The 19,289-nt window shown below is 61.6% G+C and carries 14 protein-coding genes; 12 read left to right on the forward strand and 2 right to left on the reverse strand.

Annotation, left to right across the window (positions count from 1 at the left end; all coding sequences use genetic code 11):
• From AC1Z32_RS11045 to AC1Z32_RS11055, 3 genes are all read left to right on the forward strand, one after another.
• Complete coding sequence (locus tag AC1Z32_RS11045; RefSeq protein WP_483478734.1) at positions 1-1,152, forward strand: FAD-dependent monooxygenase; 1,152 nt, start codon at positions 1-3, stop codon at positions 1,150-1,152.
• A gap of 21 nt (positions 1,153-1,173) precedes the next feature.
• Positions 1,174-2,562, forward strand: a complete 1,389-nt coding sequence (locus AC1Z32_RS11050; protein ID WP_483478735.1) for an MFS transporter — start codon at positions 1,174-1,176, stop codon at positions 2,560-2,562.
• 314 nt (positions 2,563-2,876) lie between these two features.
• Complete coding sequence (locus AC1Z32_RS11055) at positions 2,877-3,293, forward strand: cupin domain-containing protein (protein WP_483478736.1); 417 nt, start codon at positions 2,877-2,879, stop codon at positions 3,291-3,293.
• Between the two features lie 138 nt (positions 3,294-3,431).
• On the opposite strand, the gene AC1Z32_RS11060 is transcribed toward AC1Z32_RS11055, so the two are convergent.
• A complete protein-coding gene (locus tag AC1Z32_RS11060) occupies positions 3,432-4,340 on the reverse strand; it encodes a LysR family transcriptional regulator (RefSeq protein WP_483478737.1) in 909 nt (302 codons plus the stop codon).
• Between the two features lie 167 nt (positions 4,341-4,507).
• On the opposite strand from AC1Z32_RS11060, the gene gltP reads away from it, so the two are divergent.
• Entirely contained in the window at positions 4,508-5,833 is a 1,326-nt protein-coding gene (gene gltP, locus AC1Z32_RS11065) for a glutamate/aspartate:proton symporter GltP (RefSeq protein WP_483478738.1), read from the forward strand.
• A gap of 48 nt (positions 5,834-5,881) precedes the next feature.
• Positions 5,882-7,171 carry an aminotransferase class V-fold PLP-dependent enzyme gene (locus AC1Z32_RS11070; protein ID WP_483478739.1) on the forward strand — a complete coding sequence of 430 codons (1,290 nt, stop codon included), beginning with the start codon at positions 5,882-5,884 and terminating at the stop codon, positions 7,169-7,171.
• Positions 7,172-7,284: 113 nt separating this feature from the next.
• Here AC1Z32_RS11070 and AC1Z32_RS11075 read toward each other — a convergent pair whose 3' ends face one another.
• The gene (locus tag AC1Z32_RS11075) at positions 7,285-8,226 is read right to left on the reverse strand and encodes a hypothetical protein (protein ID WP_483478740.1); all 942 of its coding nucleotides are present in this window, start codon (positions 8,224-8,226) and stop codon (positions 7,285-7,287) included.
• Between the two features lie 255 nt (positions 8,227-8,481).
• Between AC1Z32_RS11075 and AC1Z32_RS11080 the strand changes: the two genes are divergently transcribed.
• From AC1Z32_RS11080 to fahA, 7 genes are all read left to right on the forward strand, one after another.
• Positions 8,482-12,426: an AfsR/SARP family transcriptional regulator gene (locus tag AC1Z32_RS11080; RefSeq protein ID WP_483478741.1), complete on the forward strand. Its 3,945-nt coding sequence runs from the start codon at positions 8,482-8,484 to the stop codon at positions 12,424-12,426.
• A gap of 821 nt (positions 12,427-13,247) precedes the next feature.
• Positions 13,248-14,471, forward strand: coding sequence for an NAD(P)/FAD-dependent oxidoreductase (locus AC1Z32_RS11085; protein ID WP_483478742.1), 1,224 nt, complete (start codon positions 13,248-13,250; stop codon positions 14,469-14,471).
• A 64-nt stretch (positions 14,472-14,535) separates the two neighbouring features.
• On the forward strand, positions 14,536-14,865 hold the full coding sequence (locus AC1Z32_RS11090; protein WP_483478743.1) for a hypothetical protein: 330 nt from the start codon (positions 14,536-14,538) through the stop codon (positions 14,863-14,865).
• A 14-nt stretch (positions 14,866-14,879) separates the two neighbouring features.
• A complete protein-coding gene (locus tag AC1Z32_RS11095) occupies positions 14,880-16,280 on the forward strand; it encodes an amino acid permease (protein ID WP_483478744.1) in 1,401 nt (466 codons plus the stop codon).
• A 24-nt stretch (positions 16,281-16,304) separates the two neighbouring features.
• Positions 16,305-17,390: a 4-hydroxyphenylpyruvate dioxygenase gene (gene hppD, locus AC1Z32_RS11100; protein WP_483478745.1), complete on the forward strand. Its 1,086-nt coding sequence runs from the start codon at positions 16,305-16,307 to the stop codon at positions 17,388-17,390.
• Positions 17,387-17,926 carry a VOC family protein gene (locus AC1Z32_RS11105; protein WP_483478746.1) on the forward strand — a complete coding sequence of 180 codons (540 nt, stop codon included), beginning with the start codon at positions 17,387-17,389 and terminating at the stop codon, positions 17,924-17,926. The genes hppD and AC1Z32_RS11105 overlap by 4 nt, the downstream gene beginning before the upstream one ends.
• Positions 17,927-17,934: 8 nt before the next feature.
• Positions 17,935-19,254 carry a fumarylacetoacetase gene (fahA, locus tag AC1Z32_RS11110; protein WP_483478747.1) on the forward strand — a complete coding sequence of 440 codons (1,320 nt, stop codon included), beginning with the start codon at positions 17,935-17,937 and terminating at the stop codon, positions 19,252-19,254.
• The last annotated feature ends 35 nt before the right edge of the window (positions 19,255-19,289 follow it).

Consider the following 19,289-nt stretch of genomic DNA (forward strand, 5'->3'; position numbering starts at 1 on the left):
ATGAAGATAGCGGTGATCGGCGGCGGCCCCGCCGGGCTGTACTTTTCGATGCTGATGAAGCAGCGTCACCCCGGCGACGAGATCGTCGTTCACGAACGCAACGAAGCCGGTGCGACATATGGCTGGGGCGTGGTGTTCTCCGATGTCGCGCTGAGCTTTCTGAAGGAAGCGGACGAATCGTTCTTCCGCAAGTTCACGGCGCATCACGAGCGCTGCGACTATATGGAAGTCGTGCATCGCGGCGTCGCGGTGCGCCTTTCGAACAACCATTTTTCGCGTACATCGCGCATCGATTTGCTGAACGTCTTGCAGCAGGCTTGCCGCGATGCCGGCGTCGACGTGCGCTACAACAGTTGCGTGAATGATCCGGCCGCGCTGGACGAATACGACGTCGTCGTCGCCGCCGATGGCGTGAACAGCGAAGTGCGCGCGCGTCTCGCCGAACACTTCCAGCCGAGCTTCGACGAGCGGCGCAACAAGTTCGCATGGTACGGCACGACGCGCCTGTTTCATCCGGTGTCGCTGATCTTCCGCGAGACGCCGCAGGGCGTATTCATCGCGCATGCTTACCAATACAGCAAGACGCATTCGACCTTTCTCGTCGAAGTCGATCCGCAGACGTGGCAGCGTTGCGGTCTCGATCACGCGACTGAAGACGAGAGCCGCGCGTTCTGCGAAAACGTCTTCGCCGAAGACCTGCAAGGCGAATCCTTGCTGACCAACCGCTCGCAATGGTTCCAGGCGAAAGTCGTGAGCAATGCGCGCTGGTCGCACGGCAACGTCGTGCTGCTCGGCGATGCGCTGCGCAGCGTGCATTTCTCGCTCGGCTCGGGTACGCGCATGGCGATGCAGGACGCCATCGCGCTCTCCGAGGCGCTCTCGGTTCATCGCGATGATGTTCCCGCCGCTTTCGCCGCCTTCGAGGCGAGCCGAAGGGACGCGTCGAACCGCTTTCAGGACGCGGCGCGCAAGAGTCTCGACTGGTACGAATCCGTCGATACGCGCATGAATCTCGATCCCGTGAGCTTCGCCTACGACTATATGCGGCGCACCGGGCGAGTCAGTCATGAAGACCTGCGTGAGCGCGATCCGGCGTTCATCGCACAGGTTGAAACCGCCGCCGCCAGCAAGGCGCAAACCGCGCACGCGTGAGCATCACGTCAAGGAGACTTCATGGACGCCAACGAATTGCGGCGCGAGCCGGTAAACGTGCGCCACATCATCGACGCGGCGCGTGTGTCGCGCTTTCAGGTGATGATCGGCGTGTTGTGCTTTCTGATCGTTGCGCTGGACGGGTTCGATATTGCCATCATCGGCTTCATCGCGCCGCATGTGCGCAGCGACTGGAACCTGTCTGTGATCGCGCTCGGGCCGCTCTTCAGCGCCGGTCTGCTCGGACTGATGATGGGCGCCTTCCTGAGCGGCCCGCTCGCGGACCGCATCGGGCGGCGCGGCGTGCTGATCTTGTCGGTCGCGTGGTTCGGCGCGGCGTGCCTCGGATCGGCAGCGGCGCCGGACATCGTGTGGCTCATCGCGTTGCGGTTTCTGACCGGGTTCGGACTTGGCGGCGCGATGCCGAACGCCATCACGCTGACATCGGAATTCAGTCCCGAGCGGCGGCGCGGCACCTTGCTGACCTTGATGTTCTGCGGCTTCTCATTGGGCTCCGCGCTCGGCGGCGTGGTCACGGCGTATCTCGTCGCGGCGTTCGGATGGCGCGGCGTGCTGGTCATCGGCGGACTGCTTCCGTTGATGCTGGTGCCGGTCCTATGGTTCGCGTTGCCGGAATCGGTCCGCTTCCTCGCGCTCGGCAAAGGGAACGAAGCGCGCATCGCGGCGATCCTGAAACGCGTGTCGCCGGATCGCGCGGCGTCCGACCGGGGCTATTTCACATCCGACGAGCGCGCCGGTGCTTCGCCGGTCGTGCGGCTCTTCGACCCTGACTGCCGGCGCGGCACGCTGCTGCTGTGGCTCGCGTTCTTCATGAGTCTCTTGCTGCTGTACATGCTGATCAACTGGCTGCCGATACTCGGGGCGAGGGCGGGCTTGTCGCTCAAGCAGGCGTCGGTGTTCGCGGGCTTGCTGCAAGGCGGCGGCGTGCTCGGCGCGATCGTGCTGGGCGTCATGATCGACCGGTTCGATGCGTACAGGGTCGTGAGCGCGGCTTATCTCGTGGGTGCGGCGGCGGTCGCATCGCTGGCGGTCGCGGATTCTGCATGGTGGCTTGCCGCGGGCATCTTCGTGACGGGGTTTTGCGTGAGCGGTTCGCAGGTCTGCGCGAATGTCATCGCGTCGGGCTTCTATCCGACATCGAGCCGGGCGACGGGCGTGGCGTGGGCGCTCGGCGTCGGGCGGATCGGCGCGATCGCCGGATCGTTCGGCGGGGCGGTGATGTTGTCGGCGGGTTGGTCCAACGCCGCGCTCTTTCTCATCCTCGCGCTGCCCGCCGCGCTTTCAGCCGCGGGCATCTTCTGCGCTGGCGCATGCCGCGCGCGAGCGCCATCGGTTTCGCCCGATGCGGACGTTGCACTGGCGATGCCCGGCGCCGAACTGGAATCGTAGCCGCTCTACCACGTCGGCCGGCATTGCCGCTCAGGCACTGCCGACCGAAAAGCGCGTAATGGACTGGTGCGTGAGATGCAAGTGCGGTTCAAGGCCCTCGGGTTGCCAGTACTCCGGCAGGCCCGCTATTGGAACTTCCGCGGGATCGGTTCTTTAAGCCGTTTTGCGAAATGGCGACATTATTCGGCATCGGGCCTTCCCCGGCGGAGTCTCGCATCTCGGGCGAAAGGCGGCGCGTCTGCGTGCCGCTACCGATTGCTTTGCCGATCAATTCGCGGTCTCATTTCTCCACTGACCATCCTTGGGAGCGGCGCATGGAACATTCACTTTCCGGTGCTTCATTTCCCGATGCGCCGCAGCAGTTCGTCATCAGCCATTTCGCCGAGGATGACTTCAAGACCGGCGGCCTGCGCGCCTACTCGAGTTATCGGGATCTCGGCGTTGCGGCGGCGACCAACGGCCTCGTCAAAGCACACGTAATCCGCATGATCGCGCCGTTCCGGCCGGAATTCAGCGTCCGGCATCATCACAACGTGCGATTCCAGTTGGTCTACTGCCTGAAAGGCTGGTTCCAGACCGACTTCGAAGGCCTCGGACCACAGCGGCTGGAGGCCGGGTCATGCTGGGTTCAGCCACCGGGTATTCGGCATACTGTCGTCGGTTGGTCGGCTGATTGCGAACTGATCGAGATTCTGATTCCGGCAGAGCATGAAACGATCAACGACGCTTGAGCGACAAGCGATGTCGTATCGGCACCTCAACTCGCGAGTCCATGCTGATCGATCTCGATGTGTTGGAGGAAGCAAATCCGGTCTTGTCCGAAGGCGCGGAATCTGCAAGTCGGCGATCCGGACTGCGTGCGATCATGGCTAACTTCCCGGATCGAGCAGGTTAGAGGAGAAGTCGCACGATTGCGCAGCCAGCCGCGCCACGGCAGCACTCAGCGAATGCGACTGTTCCGCACGATGCATGGCGACGTATTTCACAGGCGGCAGCGCGGGTCGCGTCGGTACCACGACGAGCGCGCGCCGATCAAGCATGCGCGCAAGGCATGCCTTGGGTAAGTAACTGACGCCCAGGCCGGAAAGCGTGAGCCCGACTTGCGCAATGAGGCTGTTGCTCGCCAGCACCTTCTGCAAGGCCACGCCCTGTTCTTCCAGGAACCGGCTGTACACGTAGCCTGTTCCCGACAGCCCGCCCTGCAGAATGAGCGGATACTTCGCGATCTCCGCCAGCGGAATTGCACGCTTGCCCGGCGCGAGGCTGGCCGCGCACATCCACGCATTCTCGACCTGACCGACGGGCGTCACTGCAAACGCCTCGATATCGTGCGTCTGCGGCACGATGATGACGTCCACCGTGGCGGCGGCCAGGCGTTCGCGCAACGTCGCATTCAGATCGACTTCGGCTTCGACCTTGACCTTCGGATATTCGCCTTGAATCGCCGCGATGAGACGAGGCAGCCACGTGAGAGCCGTGAGTTCCGTGACGCCGATGCGAATCTGCCTCACCAGCGCTTCCTTCGAACTCATGCGCTCGACGATCTGATCGCGCCGCTCGAGCAGATCCTTCGCGTGCTCGAAGAATTCCGTGCCTTTCTCCGTGAGACGCGCACTGCGATTCGCACGGTCGAACACAGCGACGTCGAACGCGCGCTCCAGTTCTTGCACGCGTTTGGAGATCGCCGACTGTGTGGTGTTCAGGCGCGTCGCGGCGGCCTCGAACGAGCCGAGTTGAACAATCCAGTACAACGCTTCCATCTGCTTGAAGGTCAACATGCGCGCGCCAGTTTCATCGCTTAAAGCGATAGTTTCTCATAGAAAAAAATCGCTTTTTTTGTTGATTTCGGCTAGTTACCTTTTCCGCAATGGGTCCCGGTCGAGAGCCGACGAGGGTCCGCTCACGAGACGCGTCCCAATTCACCGGTAATTATCTGGAGACATGCATGGAATCTGTCATGGAAATACCTGAAGCCGTTCGCAAGGAACGCAAGCCGCGGGTCGGACTCGCCTGGCAAATCCTGATCGGCCTCGTAGTGGGGGTTGCGGTGGGCCTGGTGCTCAACCGTTTTCCAGATTTCCGGGAATCGGCCATCAACGGCATTCTCCAGCCGGCCGGCGATATCTTCATCCGTCTGATCAAGATGGTCGTGGTGCCCATCGTCTTCACCAGCATGGTGATGGGCATCGCGGGCGTGGGCGACGGCCGTTCGCTCGGGCGCATCGGCCTCAAGACGCTGGTGTACTTCGAAGTCGTGACGACGATCGCCATCGTGCTGGGCCTCGTGCTCGGCAATGTGCTGCATCCGGGATTGGGCACCGATCTGTCCCAGCTCGGCCACACCGACATCTCACGCTATCAGCAAACGTCGCAGCAGACGCAGGGACATCACGGCTTCATGGCGCTGTTGCTGAGCATCATTCCCGACAACATCATCATGGCGATGGGACGCGGGGATCTGCTGCCGGTAATCTTCTTCTCCGTGCTGTTCGGGCTCGGCCTGCAGTCGGTGCCCGCCGAATATCGCAAACCCGTGCTTGCGACATTCAAGGGCATCGGCGATGCCATGTTCAAGGTCACGGGCATGGTCATGCGTTATGCGCCCTTCGGCGTGTGCGCGTTGATCGCCGTGACCGTCGCGAGTTTCGGCTTCGGTTCGCTGCTGCCGCTCATCAAGCTCGTCGCGGTGACGTATCTCGCGATCGTGCTGTTTGCGGTGTTCGTGCTCGGCGTGACGGCGCGGCTCTTCGGCTTCAACATCTTCACGCTGTTCCGGGTCATCAAGGATGAACTCATCATTGCGTTTTCCACTTGCAGTTCAGCTACGGTGCTGCCCCAACTGATGAAGAAGATGGAGGATTTCGGCGTGCCCAAAAGCATCACGACCTTTGTGGTGCCCACGGGCTATACGTTCAATCTCGACGGCGCCTCGATCTACCTCGGCATCGGCACGCTGTTCGTCGCGCAGCTCTATGGCGTGCATCTCGGCCTGCAAGAGCAGATCGTGCTCGTGCTGACGATGGTCGTCACGTCCAAAGGCGCGGCGGGCGTGCCCGGCTTCATGTTCGTCATCCTGCTGACGACGCTGGCGAGCGCGGGTCTGCCGCTCGAAGGACTCGCGTTCATCGCGGGCGTCGATCGGATCATGGATATGGGACGCACTGCGCTGAACGTGGTCGGCAATGCGCTCGCACCGCTCGTGATTGCCAAATGGGAAGGGCAGTACGACGCGGAAAAGGGCAAGGCTTATGTCGCGTCGCTGGACGCGTGAGCATAGGTGAAGACAGAGATGGGAACTATGAAACGAGGAGCAAGTGAGATGAGCAGTGGTCAGGGACAGTTGTTTTCCGAATCGCTCATGGAGCAGATCAAGAGCCGCTTTCACTACGTCGATGACGATGTCGACGGGCGTTCGCGCCTCTTCTTCGACAACGCCGGCGGATCGTTCAGACTGAAGGCGGCGTTGGAAGCGTTCGCTCGCGTCGACGCGCTGCCGGATTGTCCCGAACGCATCCACGAGCGCGCGCTGTATTTGCAGGGGATTCAGACGCGCGGCGAGGCCGATATTCGCCGCATCCTCAACGCGCGCGAAGGCAGCGTGTATCTCTCGCTGACGGCATCGGCCGCGATGTTCGAAATGGTGCGCGCCGTGATGGAGAACGTGCCGGGCACGAACGCCGTGACAACCATTCTCGAGCATCCGTCATCCTTCGATGCGATGAAGCTGTACTGCGAACGCACGGGCCGTGCATTGCGCGTCGCGCCGAGCAACGCGGAGACGGGCGGCGTCGATGCCGATGCGATCGTCTCGCTGATCGACGACGACACGGCGCTGCTGAGCGTGATGTATGCCTCGAATATTTCCGGCGCGAAGCTCGATATCGCGGCCATCGTCGAACGGGCGCGTGCGCGCAAGCCGGATCTGTTCATCATCGTCGATGCGGTTCAGCATGCGCCGCATGCGGTCATCGACCTTCAGAAGACGCCTGTCGACGGCATGAACTTCGCGCCTTACAAGTTCTTCGGCTGCAGAGGAGCGGGCGTCGCGTGGCTGTCGGAACGGCTCGCTGAGCTGCCGCATCATCGGCTCGATGCCAAGGAGAAGGGCGTGTGGGAACTCGGGAGTCCCGCACCGGCGCAGTTCGCCGTGGTCAGCGCGATCGTCGATTACGTCGCGTGGATCGGCGCGCACTTCAGCGATGCCGACGACCGGCGCGAACTCTTCGTGCAGGGGATGCAGCGCATCGAGGAGCACGAGCGTGCGCTGCTTACGTTGATGCTGGATGGAGTCGAAGGACAGCGCGGCCTGCGAGCCATCGACGGCGTACAGGTGTTCTGGGACCACGACGATCTGACGCGCCGCGACCTGATCGCGGGCATGGCCTTCGATGGTTTGGACCCGACCGCCGCCGTGCGCGCATACGAGGAGCGTGGAGTAATCGTGTATGAGCGCATCGCCACGAGCCTCTATTCCGGCCGCATGTTGAAATCGTTCAACCTCGACGGTGCCGTGCGCATCTCTCCATTGCATTGTCACGGGCCGAGTGACGTGGCGAGGTTTCTTGCGGTGACGGAGGACATTGCGACGGCGGGTCGGGTCGAGCGATAACCTGAGCAAGAGAGCGAGCATCGAGACGTTGTCGTCGATGCTCGGTGCGTCATGTCGCGATGCGCAGACCGTTCGCACATGCTGCGCGAACGGTCTGAGCCGGCTCTCGCGCGCTAGCTCATGATTGGCGCCATCGCGGTTGCTATCCGGGATGCCTGATTTCCGGTGATCATGCCGTTGAGCATCCTGCTGAAGCGCGGTTCCTGAACACCGGAGATGATGTATTGCCACCTGTAGGCGGCAAGTAGACTTTTGCGCACGGCTTCCTCTTCGATCACCGGCAGAGGCCGTCCGCAGATTGCGGAAAAGTAGCCGGCATCGGCGTGAGCCTGGGTTTGCAGCATTCCGTCGATAGCGCCGACCAGTTCGATCAGCTCGTCGACTGCCCGGTCACGCTCGTCCGGCGAAAGCTTCGCGTCTTCGCGTTGCCATTCGAGTTCGTCGAGGATGGCATGCTGCGACTCCTCACGCCAGTGATAAAGGAAAACATCCTTCCAGAGTTCGGATGAGTTCGCGTCGCCATCGATGCTGCCGCGGTAGTGCGCGAGCACGAAGAGTTCGATATGGCAGGTCAACGCGAGCACGGCCCACGTGGACTTCGCGAGCACGAACGAGGCGACGCTGTTCGCGTCCGGCAGGAATGTGTAGCCGGCGGCCATGCCTTCCGCGCACATTTGCTCGATGCGTCGAAACAGTTCCTGATGTTTGATTTCTTCATCGCTGAACCGGACCAGTGCTTCGAGTGCGCTCTGGTCGCCAAGACGGTACGGACCACTCATCTCGAGCACCTTCGCCGCGATGAAGCGCTCGACGAGACCGAACATGTTCGCGTAAGTGCGCCCCTGAATCTGACTCAGCAGACGCCGCTCGTCGGGGCCGAGAAGGGCGAGAGAATCGACTTTCGAAAGGGCGTCCGGCAAGAACTTTTTCGTGAAGTCGAAGCTGCGGCCGCGAATCACGTCCCGGTCGATATCCCACCGGACGCGCTTTGACGCGGCGATACATTTGGCGTAGCGATTGGTTTCGAGCGGCTGCTCTTCGATCATGGTTTCCATTGAAACAACTCCTTCAAATGCGATATACGGATGCCTCGGGTTTCATGGTGGCGGTGCCGCTTACCATTTCCGGACCGCTGAATATTTCGCTGGGCCGGGCCTGAGGCATCGTCACGGCTTCACTTTGGCAGGCGGACGTCATGGACCCGTGAAAAGCGCGCCGGGCGGCGTAAAAACGTCGTCAAAAAGAGGCAGGAGAGACGTGCTCGTTTCATGTCGGATGACGCTTGCCGCGCGGAGTAAACTGTTCGTCAGATGCCTCATCTCGCGCTCGACATGGCCCGGCTCACGATCCAAGTCCTCGGAGGCTTGCACATTCAGCTTGCCGGGGAACACGCGCCGCTGGAATTTCCCACGAGGAAGAGCAAGGCTGTCCTGGCTTACCTTGCGTTGTCGCCGGGCATGCTGCGCTCGCGCGAGCAGCTCGCCAGCGTGTTCTGGGACCGCAGCGCGGAAGAGCAGGCGCGAGCCAGCTTGCGGCAGACCCTGTCGAGCTTGCGCCGAATGCTGTCTGACGCGCCGCTGCTGAATGCCGAAACAGACGCCGTATGGCTCGACGCCCACCTCGTCGACGTCGATGCGTTGCGGTTTGCTCATCTCGCGAGCGCACGCTCCCTCGATTCGTTGAAACAGGCGGCTTCGCTTTATCGCGGCACCTTGCTCGAAGGGTTCGGCCTGCGCGAGGACTCTTTCGAACAGTGGGTGACCGTCGAGCGTCGCTGGTTTCACGAACGCGCTATGGAAGTGTTCGCTGAGCTCGTCGGTCTCCATGAACAATCTGATGAATTCGATCGAGCGATTGCGACGGCGAGCAAAGCCCTGACTTTCGACCCATTGCTAGAGTGGGCGCACGCCGCGCTCATGAGGCTCTATGCGAAGACGGGGCGCCGGGATGCCGCCGTTCGCCAGTATCAGGAATGCGTGCGGATACTCAATGCCGAGCTCGGCATTGCGCCCGCCGAGGGCACGCAACGTCTGGCCGCGCGCATCCAGCATGATTCGGACGTGCGCGAGATGCCTGACACTCCAGCGGCGTCTGTCGGCAATGCAGTGGAGGAGGCAGGGGGCGCCTCGGGCGGCGCGGCGCTGCCGGCGGAGCGAAAGCAGCTGAGCGTGCTCTGTGTGCGCGTGCGTGGAACGGGTGACGATATCGACCCGGAGATCGCGCTCGAGCGCGTCGACCCGGTGCTGAAGGCCATGATCGATGTCGTTCAACGATTCGGCGGCCTCGTGACGCAATTGCGGAGCGATGGCATGACCGCGCTGTTCGGGGCGCCGGTTGCACACGAAGACCATGCGGTGCGCGCCTGTTATGCGGCCCTTGCGATGCGCGAAGGCGTTCTGACGCACATCGGCCAGTCTCTGGATGCGCGGATCGGCATCCATTCCGGCGAGGCCGTGGTCCGGACGATCGGCAACGACCGCTTGCAGCACTATGACGCGCTCGGCGCCGTGCCCGAACTCGCCAGCCAAATCGAGTCTGTATTGACGGTGGGTGAGATCGGCGTGAGCGCCGACACGGCGCGATGCGCCGAAGGATTCATCCAGCTCGCGGACGGACCCGCGCGAGCGCTCGCAGGCGCCACGCCTGCCGTCGCGATCTCGATCCTGCAAGCCAAGTCGGCGCTGCGGCTTCGCTGGAATGCGCGCTCGACGCGCAGTCTTTCGCGCTTCGTCGGTCGTGACGCGGAGATGGCCAACTTGCGATGGCTGCTCGAGCGCGCGGCACGCGGCGCGGGGCAGGTATGCGCGGTGATCGGAGAGCCGGGCGTCGGAAAGTCCCGGCTCGTGTACGAATTCGTCGACGCGGCACGCGCGGCCGGGTGGACGACGCTCGAGACAAGGACCATCTCGCATGACACGAGCGCGATCTATCTCCCATTCGCCAATCTTTTCCGGACGTGGTTCGGCATTGGCGAGCGCGACACGCTGGCCGAAGTGGCCAACAGACTGCGTCAGGGCATCGGTGCGATCGACCCGGCGCTCGCTTCGACGCTACCCGTGCTCGCCGGGCTGCTGGACTTGCCGTCGGAAGATGACCAGTGGGATCGGGAGAGTCCGCCGCAACGGCGCAAACGCACGCTCGAGGCAGTCGCCGCGCTGGTGATACGCGCAAGTGAAAATGCGCCGCTGGTTCTCGTCGTCGAGGACCTGCACTGGATCGACGACGGCACCCAGGCCGTGCTCGATCATCTCGTCGACTGCATTGGCGCGTCGCGGGTGTTGCTGCTCGTGACGTGCCGACCGGAGTATCGGCACACATGGTCCGGCAAGAGTTACTTTACCCAACTGCGCGTGGACAGTCTCGACGCCGCGAGCGGGGAGCTGCTGCTCCAGTCGCTGCTCGGCGACGCACGCGAGCTATCGGCGCTTCGCAGACGCCTGATCGAGCGCACGGGGGGCACGCCGCTGTTTCTGGAGGAGTCGGTTCGCGCACTGGCCGACGCGGGCGCGCTGGCCGGCGAGACGGGCGCATACCAGATGGTTCGGACCATCGACACGTTCGATATTCCATCGACGGTACATGCCGTCCTTGCGTCGCGGATCGATCGTCTCTCCGCGCAACAGAAGACCCTGCTGCAACTGGCGTCCGTGATCGGTCACGAGTTCTCGATCGATCTGCTGCAGCCGATCGCGCAGCTCGATCAAGAGCGGCTGCTAGATTTGATTGGCGAACTGCAGGCGGCTGAATTCATCTACCAAACCCGGTTGCTGCCGCGGCGGCAGTACACCTTCAAGCATGCCCTCACACATCGTGTCGCTTATGCGAGCGTGCTCAAGGAGCGCAGGCGTTCGGTGCATCTTCATCTCGTGGAGGTCATCGAGCGCCTTCATGCGCAGCGTCTCGATGAACATGTTGAACGTCTCGCGCACCACGCGCTTGCGGGCGAGCTATGGGACAAGGCTGTCGTCTATCTTTATCGGGCAGCATGCAAGGCGCTACAGCGGTCCGCGTTTCAGCAGGCAATCCAATACGTAAGCAAGGGGGTCGAGATCATCCGGACGTTGCCGCGCACGCCGGCGCTCCTCAGACACGAACTCGAATTCCACAAGGTCCTTGGCGTGACCATGATGGCGGCGAAGGGCTGGGCGGCCATGGAAGTGCTCGACGCCTATACGCAGGCCCGCGCGCTATGCGAGGAGCTCGGTGACGATAGCGAACTGTTCACCGTGCTGCGCGGCGAAGGGCAGTACCGGATGATCCGGGGCGAGTCTGCAATCGCGCGTGAACTCGGCAATCGGTGCGCTGCACTGGCGGAGCATTCGGATGACCGCGGCATTCGAATCGAGACGCATCATTTGTTCTGGACGAACAGTTTTTTCATGGGGGAATACGCCACGGCCGAGTTTCATGGTGCGAGCGGAATGGCGCTTTACGAACGCGAGCCAGATCATGCACTGACATTCAAATACTCCGGACATGATCCCGGAGTATGCTGCCGATGCTTCACCGCGCTGGTGCACTGTCTGCGCGGATACCCGGACAAGTCGCTGTCGATGTGCGACGGCGCGCTTCAACTCGCACAAGAACTGCGGCATCCGCTGACGATGGCACTGGCGTACTGGGCGCGCAGCTTCGCGCATATTCTTCGCGGTGAGCCCGAATCGGCGCAGCAATGGGCGCAAAGGGAAATTGCGATCTGCGAGGAATACGACTTGCCATTGCTACTGTCGCAAGGGACTTTTCAGCTGGGCTGGGCGCTGGCGGAACTGGGCAGGCTCGACGATGGCATCGAACAGATGCGCGATGGCATCGCGGCGATCAGTGCGACGGGCGCCGAAATGGGCCTGCCGTACTTCAAGGCACTGCTGGGCGAAGCGCTCGGCCGCGCGGGAGATCCCGGGGCGGGGCTTGTCGAGGTCGATCGGGCGCTCGCCGCCGTCGCGCAACATGGGGGACGCTTTCAGCTCTCGGAAATGCTGCGGCTCAAAGGTGAACTGCTGGCAGCACGGTGGCCGGGGCGACGCGACGAAGGACGGATGTGCCTGCGCGAGGCGATCACGGTTGCGCAAGCGCAAGGAGCGGGACTTCCGCGCCTTCGTGCGGCCTTGAGCCTTGCTCGCCAGTTGGCATTGTCGGGTGACAGCGAAGGTGCTCGGTCCGTGCTGTCGCCCGCCTGCGAAAGCATCAGAGAAGGGAAAGAACTCGCTGACTTACGCACGGCGCAAGCACTGCTGGCTGAATTGAAAAGCCGGTAACCAGAAAGCCCCCGAGGGTGTTGCGAAGGCTGTTACGAAAATCATGCAGGCAGAGGATGTGACGTAAATTCAGATCCATTCATCAATGTCACGAGGAGAAGGGCCGGCGCCGTATTGAGGTGAGCCGGACTCCGCGCTCGAGACGCCGCGTGGATGACCGGATCACTCGATAAGCGGTACGTCTTGCTCAGGAGCACGGCCAGCGGCGGTGGGGCGCTACCCGACAAGCTCAAGCCCCGCATGGACGAGCGCCTCGCCAATGACCTCCGTCACAACCCGTCGACGTTCGCAGATCAGTTCCTGAAGATCTCTTCGAGATCGTCCTGCTCCCCGGCGGAAACGAGCTTCAGGTTAGCTATCGAATTTCCTGTGGATTCTTCGGGCGACTGATACCGCAAAGGCTTGAGTGCAATGCGACAGCCTGCAGCTTTATTGCTGCTCCCCCTTTGTCCACCTCTCGATCCAGCGAATTCCCAACCTCAGGGCCCTTCCTTGCAACCGCACGGGGCTTCGCGGCGACAACTCACCAATCAATTCAACTCAAGCGAACGTTCCGACGGGTGCCCACCCGCTGAGCCAAGGAAGAACGAAGTACTCTCCGATTTTTCAACAAACAATAAACGTGTATTGCAACTTGTGAATTTCTAAATTAGACTGCCGTCCATGGAGTCGTGCTAATCCATTGATTTAACAGATATTTAAGGGTTTTTACTTAGATCATGAGACGCCCCGTTGACCGCGCCCCTGCAGACGACCAGACGAACGGATGGAGCGGTTTGTTGCTTCCTCGTACACCGCAACCGCCACTGGCTGGCGAGCAGGTGTTCGACTACGTTGTCGTGGGAGCCGGTTACGCCGGTCTTGCCGCCGCTCGCGCGCTTGCGTTGAAAAGCCCAAAGGCATCCGTCGCGGTCATCGAAGCGGGCGTCGTTGGCGAAAACGCGTCGGGCCGCAATTCCGGCTTTGCCATCGACTTGCCGCACGCGTCCGGCATGTCGGCGAAGTCCGTCGAGGAAGGGCATGCCGCTATTCGGATCGGGCGTTACGCGCTCGACGAACTGAACGGCCTAATCGAACGGCACGGCATCTCCTGCGACTGGGAGCGCCGCGGCCGCTATCACGCGGCGGTCACGCAGGAAGTCGCGGACAGCGCGCTCAAGACTTACGCATCGGATCTGGATGCCTGGAGCGAGCCGTTTGAATGGCTCAAGCGCGGCGAGCTCGAAGACCGCCTCGGCACGCGCTACTACGGCGACGCGATTTTTACACCGGGCACATATTTGCTGAATCCGGCCGCACTGGTGCGCGGGCTTGCCGACAGTCTGCCAGCGAACGCGAAGCTGTTCGAACGATCGCCCGTCACGGAAGTCGAGTTCGAAGGTCCGTCGCCTTACGTGAAGACGGCAAAGGGCCGAGCCCGCTTCGGGAAGCTGATCCTTGCCGTGAACGCGTTCTCGCAGTCCTTCGGCGTGTACAAGGAGCGGCAGATTCCCGTGCTGTTGTTTGCGAGCCTGACGGAGCCGCTGGCGGATGAGCAATTGGTCAAGCTGGGATCGGAAAAGTCGTGGGGAATCACGCCGGCGCACGGCGTGGCGGGTTCGACACTGCGCCTCACGCGCGACAAACGTCTGATGATCCGTCAGGGCTTCGAGTATTCGCCCACGCTGCGAACCACCGAAGCGCATCGCGAGGCAGCGCGACGAACGCATCAGCAATTGCTCGACCGCCGTTTTCCTCAGCTCGGAGGGCTCGAGATAGAGCACTTCTGGATGGGCTGGCTCGCGGTGTCGCAGAACCATGCACCCGCGTTCGGGCAGATCAATGAAAACGTGTATGCGACGTCCTGCTGCAACGGCTCGGGCATCGTGCGCCATACAGCGTCGGGCATGCTCATCGCCGACTTGGCGTTGGGCCGTGAAAACCCGCTCATCGATGACTTCCTGGCGCAAGGCACGGCAAATTACATTCCGCCGCGGCCCATTCGCGACGTAGGCGTGAGACTCACGATCTCCTGGGATTCATGGAGAGGAAGGGGCGAACGGTAGTATCGACGCGAATTTTGAAATTCAGCTTGATGAAAATGATTAGTATCACTACAGGAGACGTAAGGTGAAGAGCATCAGACTTATTGAAGGAAGGACGATCAAGACCGCCGATCGTGGCGGCGCAACAAACGGCGTGGCAGAAATATCATGGGCGATCGGTGACAACGAAGGCGCAGCACTGCCGTGCGGATTTGGCGCCTGGGACGAAGCCGCGTGCGAGCCGAAGACCTTGGGCTACGACGAAGTCATACTCGTCCTCGAAGGCACGTTCGGCGTCGAGTCGAGCGACGGCGAGCGCGTGGAAGGGCGTTCCGGCGACGTTATCGAGCTGACCAAAGGCACGACCGTCAAGTATTTCGGCAGCAAAGCGAAACTGTTCTTCGTGACCAACTGAGGGGAGACGACATCATGCACAGCGCCTCTTCGTCAGGACATCTTCAGCGTCGGCTGAAGAACCGTCACATTCAGCTCATCGCGCTCGGCGGAACGATCGGCACCGGCCTGTTTTTGGGTTCGGCGGGCATCATCGAACTCGCCGGACCCGGTGTCATCCTCGGTTACGCCATTGGCGGCCTCATCATCTTCTGCATCATGCGTTTCCTCGGCGAAATGCTGGTGGAAGAGCCGACGGCCGGTTCGTTCAGCCACTTCGCCAACCGTTACGTGTCGCACTTCGCGGGCTTCATGTCGGGTTGGAACTGCATTGCCTTGTATGTACTCGTCGGGATGCTGGAACTGACCGCAGTCGGGAAATTCATCCAGTTCTGGTGGCCGGAAATACCGACCTGGGTGACGGTCGCCGTGTTCTTCCTGCTGATCAATGCGGTCAACTTCATCAACGTCAAGATCTACGGCGAGTTCGAGTTCTGGTTCGCGTTGATCAAGATCGTCGCGGTGCTGGCGATGATCGTGGTCGGTCTCTATCTGCTCGCGACGACCCACAACCCGAATCAATCCATCAGTAACCTGTGGTCGCACGGCGGCTTTCTGCCGAACGGCATCTCTGGGCTTGTCATGTCTTTCGCGTTCATCATGTTCGCGTTCGGTGGCGTCGAGATGCTGGGCTTCGCCGCTGCGGAAACCGACGACCCGCGCAAGGTGATCCCGAAAGCGATCAATCAGCTGGTTTATCGCGTGCTGGTTTTCTACATCGGCTCAATGGTGGTCCTGCTTTCGCTCACGCCCTGGAACACGCTCGTCGCACAACTCAAGGCCGGCGGTGGTACCTACAGCAGCAGCCCGTTTGTGCTGGTCTTCTCGGGAATCGGAGCGCACTTCGCCGCGAACATTCTGAACTTCGTGATTCTGACGGCGACCCTGTCCGTCTATAACAGCATGGTGTACAGCAGCAGCCGCCTGCTGTATGGCATGGCCCTCGAAGGCAACGCGCCGAAGTCTCTTATGCAGGTCAACAAGCGCGGCGTGCCGGTGCGCGCCATCGTCTATCCCGGCATCGTGACCGCGTTCTGCATCGTGCTGAACTACGTGGCGCCTGCAGGCGTGCTCGAACTGCTGATGTCCCTGATCGTGGCCGCGCTCGTCATCACGTGGGTCGTCGTCATCGTGGCACACATGGGCTTTCGCAAGAGCAACAGGGAGAAGGGCATCGCCGCGCGGTTTCCCGCCCCCCTCGCACCGTTCACGAACTACCTATGTCTGCTGGCGATGGTCGTGGTTGTCGTCGTCATGCTGCTGACGCCGGGCATCCGCGTGTCTGCTATCGCGATTCCGATCTGGATTGCCATCGTCTACGTGTCGTATCGCATCGTTGCGCCGAAGACGCTGCAAGTTCCTGTCGACGTGTCCTGAATTCAATCTCTAGAGGAAATCACCGTGACTGATCTATTCGATAATCCGATGGGTTTGATGGGCTTCGAGTTCGTCGAATTCGCATCGCCCGTTTCGAACGTGCTGGAGCCGATGCTGGAGAAACTCGGCTTCACGCTGGTCGCCAAACATCGCTCGAAGGATGTGGTGCTGTATCGTCAGGGCGACATCAATTTCATCGTCAATCGTGAACCGAACAGCCCGGCAGCGTATTTCGCCGCCGAGCATGGCCCGTCGGCTTGCGGTCTGGCGTTTCGCATGAAGGACTCACATAAGGCGTACGCCCGCGCTCTCGCGCTGGGCGCTCAGCCGCTCGAAACGCCGACCGGCCCGATGGAGCTTCGCCTTCCGGCGATCAAGGGTATCGGCGGGGCGCCGCTGTATCTGATCGACCGTTTCGAAGACGGCCAGTCCATTTACGACATCGATTTCGAGTTCCTTCCCGATGTCGACCGTCGCCCCAAAGGACACGGCCTCAAGCTCATTGACCACCTGACGCACAATGTCTATCGCGGACGTATGGCGCATTGGGCAAGTTTCTACGAGAGGCTCTTCAACTTCCGCGAGATTCGCTATTTCGACATCTCGGGCGAATATACCGGCCTGACTTCGAAGGCGATGACCGCGCCCGACGGCAAGATCCGCATTCCGCTGAACGAAGAGTCGGCCAAGGGCGGCGGGCAGATCGAAGAGTTCTTGATGCAGTTCAACGGCGAAGGCATTCAGCACGTCGCGTTGCTGACTGACGACCTCATCTCGACCGTCGACAGCCTGCAAATGGCCGGCGTTCCGTTGATGACTGCGCCGAACGAGTACTACTATGAGGCGATCGAAACGCGCCTGCCTTCGCACGGTCAGCCGGTTCCGGAACTCCAGGCGCGTGGCATTCTGCTCGACGGTACGACGCAAGGCGGTCAGAAACGGCTGTTGCTACAGATCTTTTCGCAGCCGACTTTCGGCCCGGTCTTCTTCGAATTCATCCAGCGCGCGGGTGACGAAGGCTTCGGCGAAGGCAATTTCAAGGCGCTGTTCGAATCGCTGGAGCGCGATCAGATTCAACGTGGTGCGCTGAAGGTAGAGGACACCCAGTGAAAATCGATCGAATACACCACGTCGCCTATCGCTGTCGCGACGCCAAAGAAACCGTGCTCTGGTACAACCAGATGCTGAAGATGGACTTCGTGCTCGCGATTGCCGAGAACCGGGTGCCATCCACCAAGGAGCCGGACCCATACATGCACGTCTTCCTTGATGCGGGCAACGGCAATGTGCTGGCGTTCTTCGAGCTTCCGACCCGGCCGCCCATGGGACGCGATCCCAACACGCCAGAGTGGGTTCAGCACATCGCGTTTCGCGTGAAGGATCGCGAGGAAATGCTCGAATTCAAGACGCATCTGCAAAGCAACGGTGTTGAAGTACTGGGCGTCACCGATCACGGCGCGTTCCATTCCATTTATTTCTTCGATCCGAACGGGCACCGCGTCGAGCTGGCTTGTCCGGACCCGGACGAGGAAGAGATGATCCGCAGGCTCGATGCGGTCAAATGGGCCATGCTCGAAGACTGGTCGAGGACCAAGCGCGCGCCGCAGCACGCTGCCTTTCTCCATGACCGGGAGTTCAAAAAGTGATTGCCGCGATGGATGACACACACGACCCGGCGCTGAAGAGCTGGGTGAGTTCGGCCAATGCCGACGGGACCGATTTCCCGATCCAGAATCTGCCGTTCGGCTCGTTGCGTCGCCGCGGTGCTGACGAGCCCTATCGCATCGGCGTGGCTATCGGCGATCAGGTGTTCGATTTGCGGCTCGCGTCGGAACGCGCTGCGTGGCCGGATCAAATCGCCAAGGCGCTTGTGCCGTTGGCCGCAGGCGATCTGAACGCCTTCATGGCGATGGGTGCGACGGTACGCGCAGACGTGCGGCGTGCGCTGTCGGCAGCCCTTGCGGAGGGTTCCGCCCAGCAGGCGGCGTTGATCGAATGCCTCGTGCCGCAGGCGGACGCGGAGATGGCGCTGCCGTGCCGCATTGGAGACTACACCGACTTCTACATCAGCGTTCATCACGCGACGACCATCGGCAAGCAGTTCCGTCCCGACAATCCGCTGCTGCCGAACTACAAGTGGGTGCCTATCGGATACCACGGCCGCGCCTCGTCGATCCAGCCGAGCGGGCGCGCCTTTCATCGTCCAGTGGGCCAGACCAAGGCGGCGGACGCTGATATGCCCGCGCTCGGGCCGAGCAAGCGGCTGGACTATGAACTGGAGATGGGCATCGTGATGGCGAGCACGAACGAGCAAGGCGAACCGGTTTCGATCGAGCAAGCCGAGGAACATGTCTTCGGTTTGACACTGTTCAACGACTGGAGCGCGCGTGACATCCAGGGCTGGGAATATCAGCCGCTCGGGCCGTTCTTGTCGAAAAACTTCGCCTCGACGCTCTCGCCGTGGGTCGTGACGATGGAGGCGCTCGCGCCGTTTCGTCGGGCGTTCAGCCGTCCGGCAACGGATCCGCAGCCTCTGCCGTATCTCGATTCGCCGGAGAACCGGGAAGCCGGTGCTATCGACGTACAGCTCGAAGTCTGGATTCAAACCGAGGCGATGCGGCGCGCCGGCCATGCGGGCGATTTGCTGTCGACGTCCAATCTCGCCGATGCCTATTGGAGCATCGCCCAACTGGTCGCGCATCACACGGTCAACGGCTGCAATCTCAATCCTGGCGATTTGCTGGGCACCGGAACGCTTTCGGGACCGAAACCGGAACAGGCGGCGTCGTTGATGGAGCTGACGTCAAACGGCAAACAGCCCATCACGCTCTCCAATGGCGAAGAGCGCGGCTTTTTAAATGACGGCGACAGCATCATCCTGCGAGGATATTGCCAGCGCGCGGGACAACGCCGCATTGGATTTGGCGAGTGCCGCGGCACGGTCCTGCCAGCTCGCGGCCCTCGCGCGACCTGATACAGAAGCCACTCGATGAAACGGAAGGAGGCTCG

The organism is Caballeronia sp. 11_S32 (assembly GCF_056930355.1).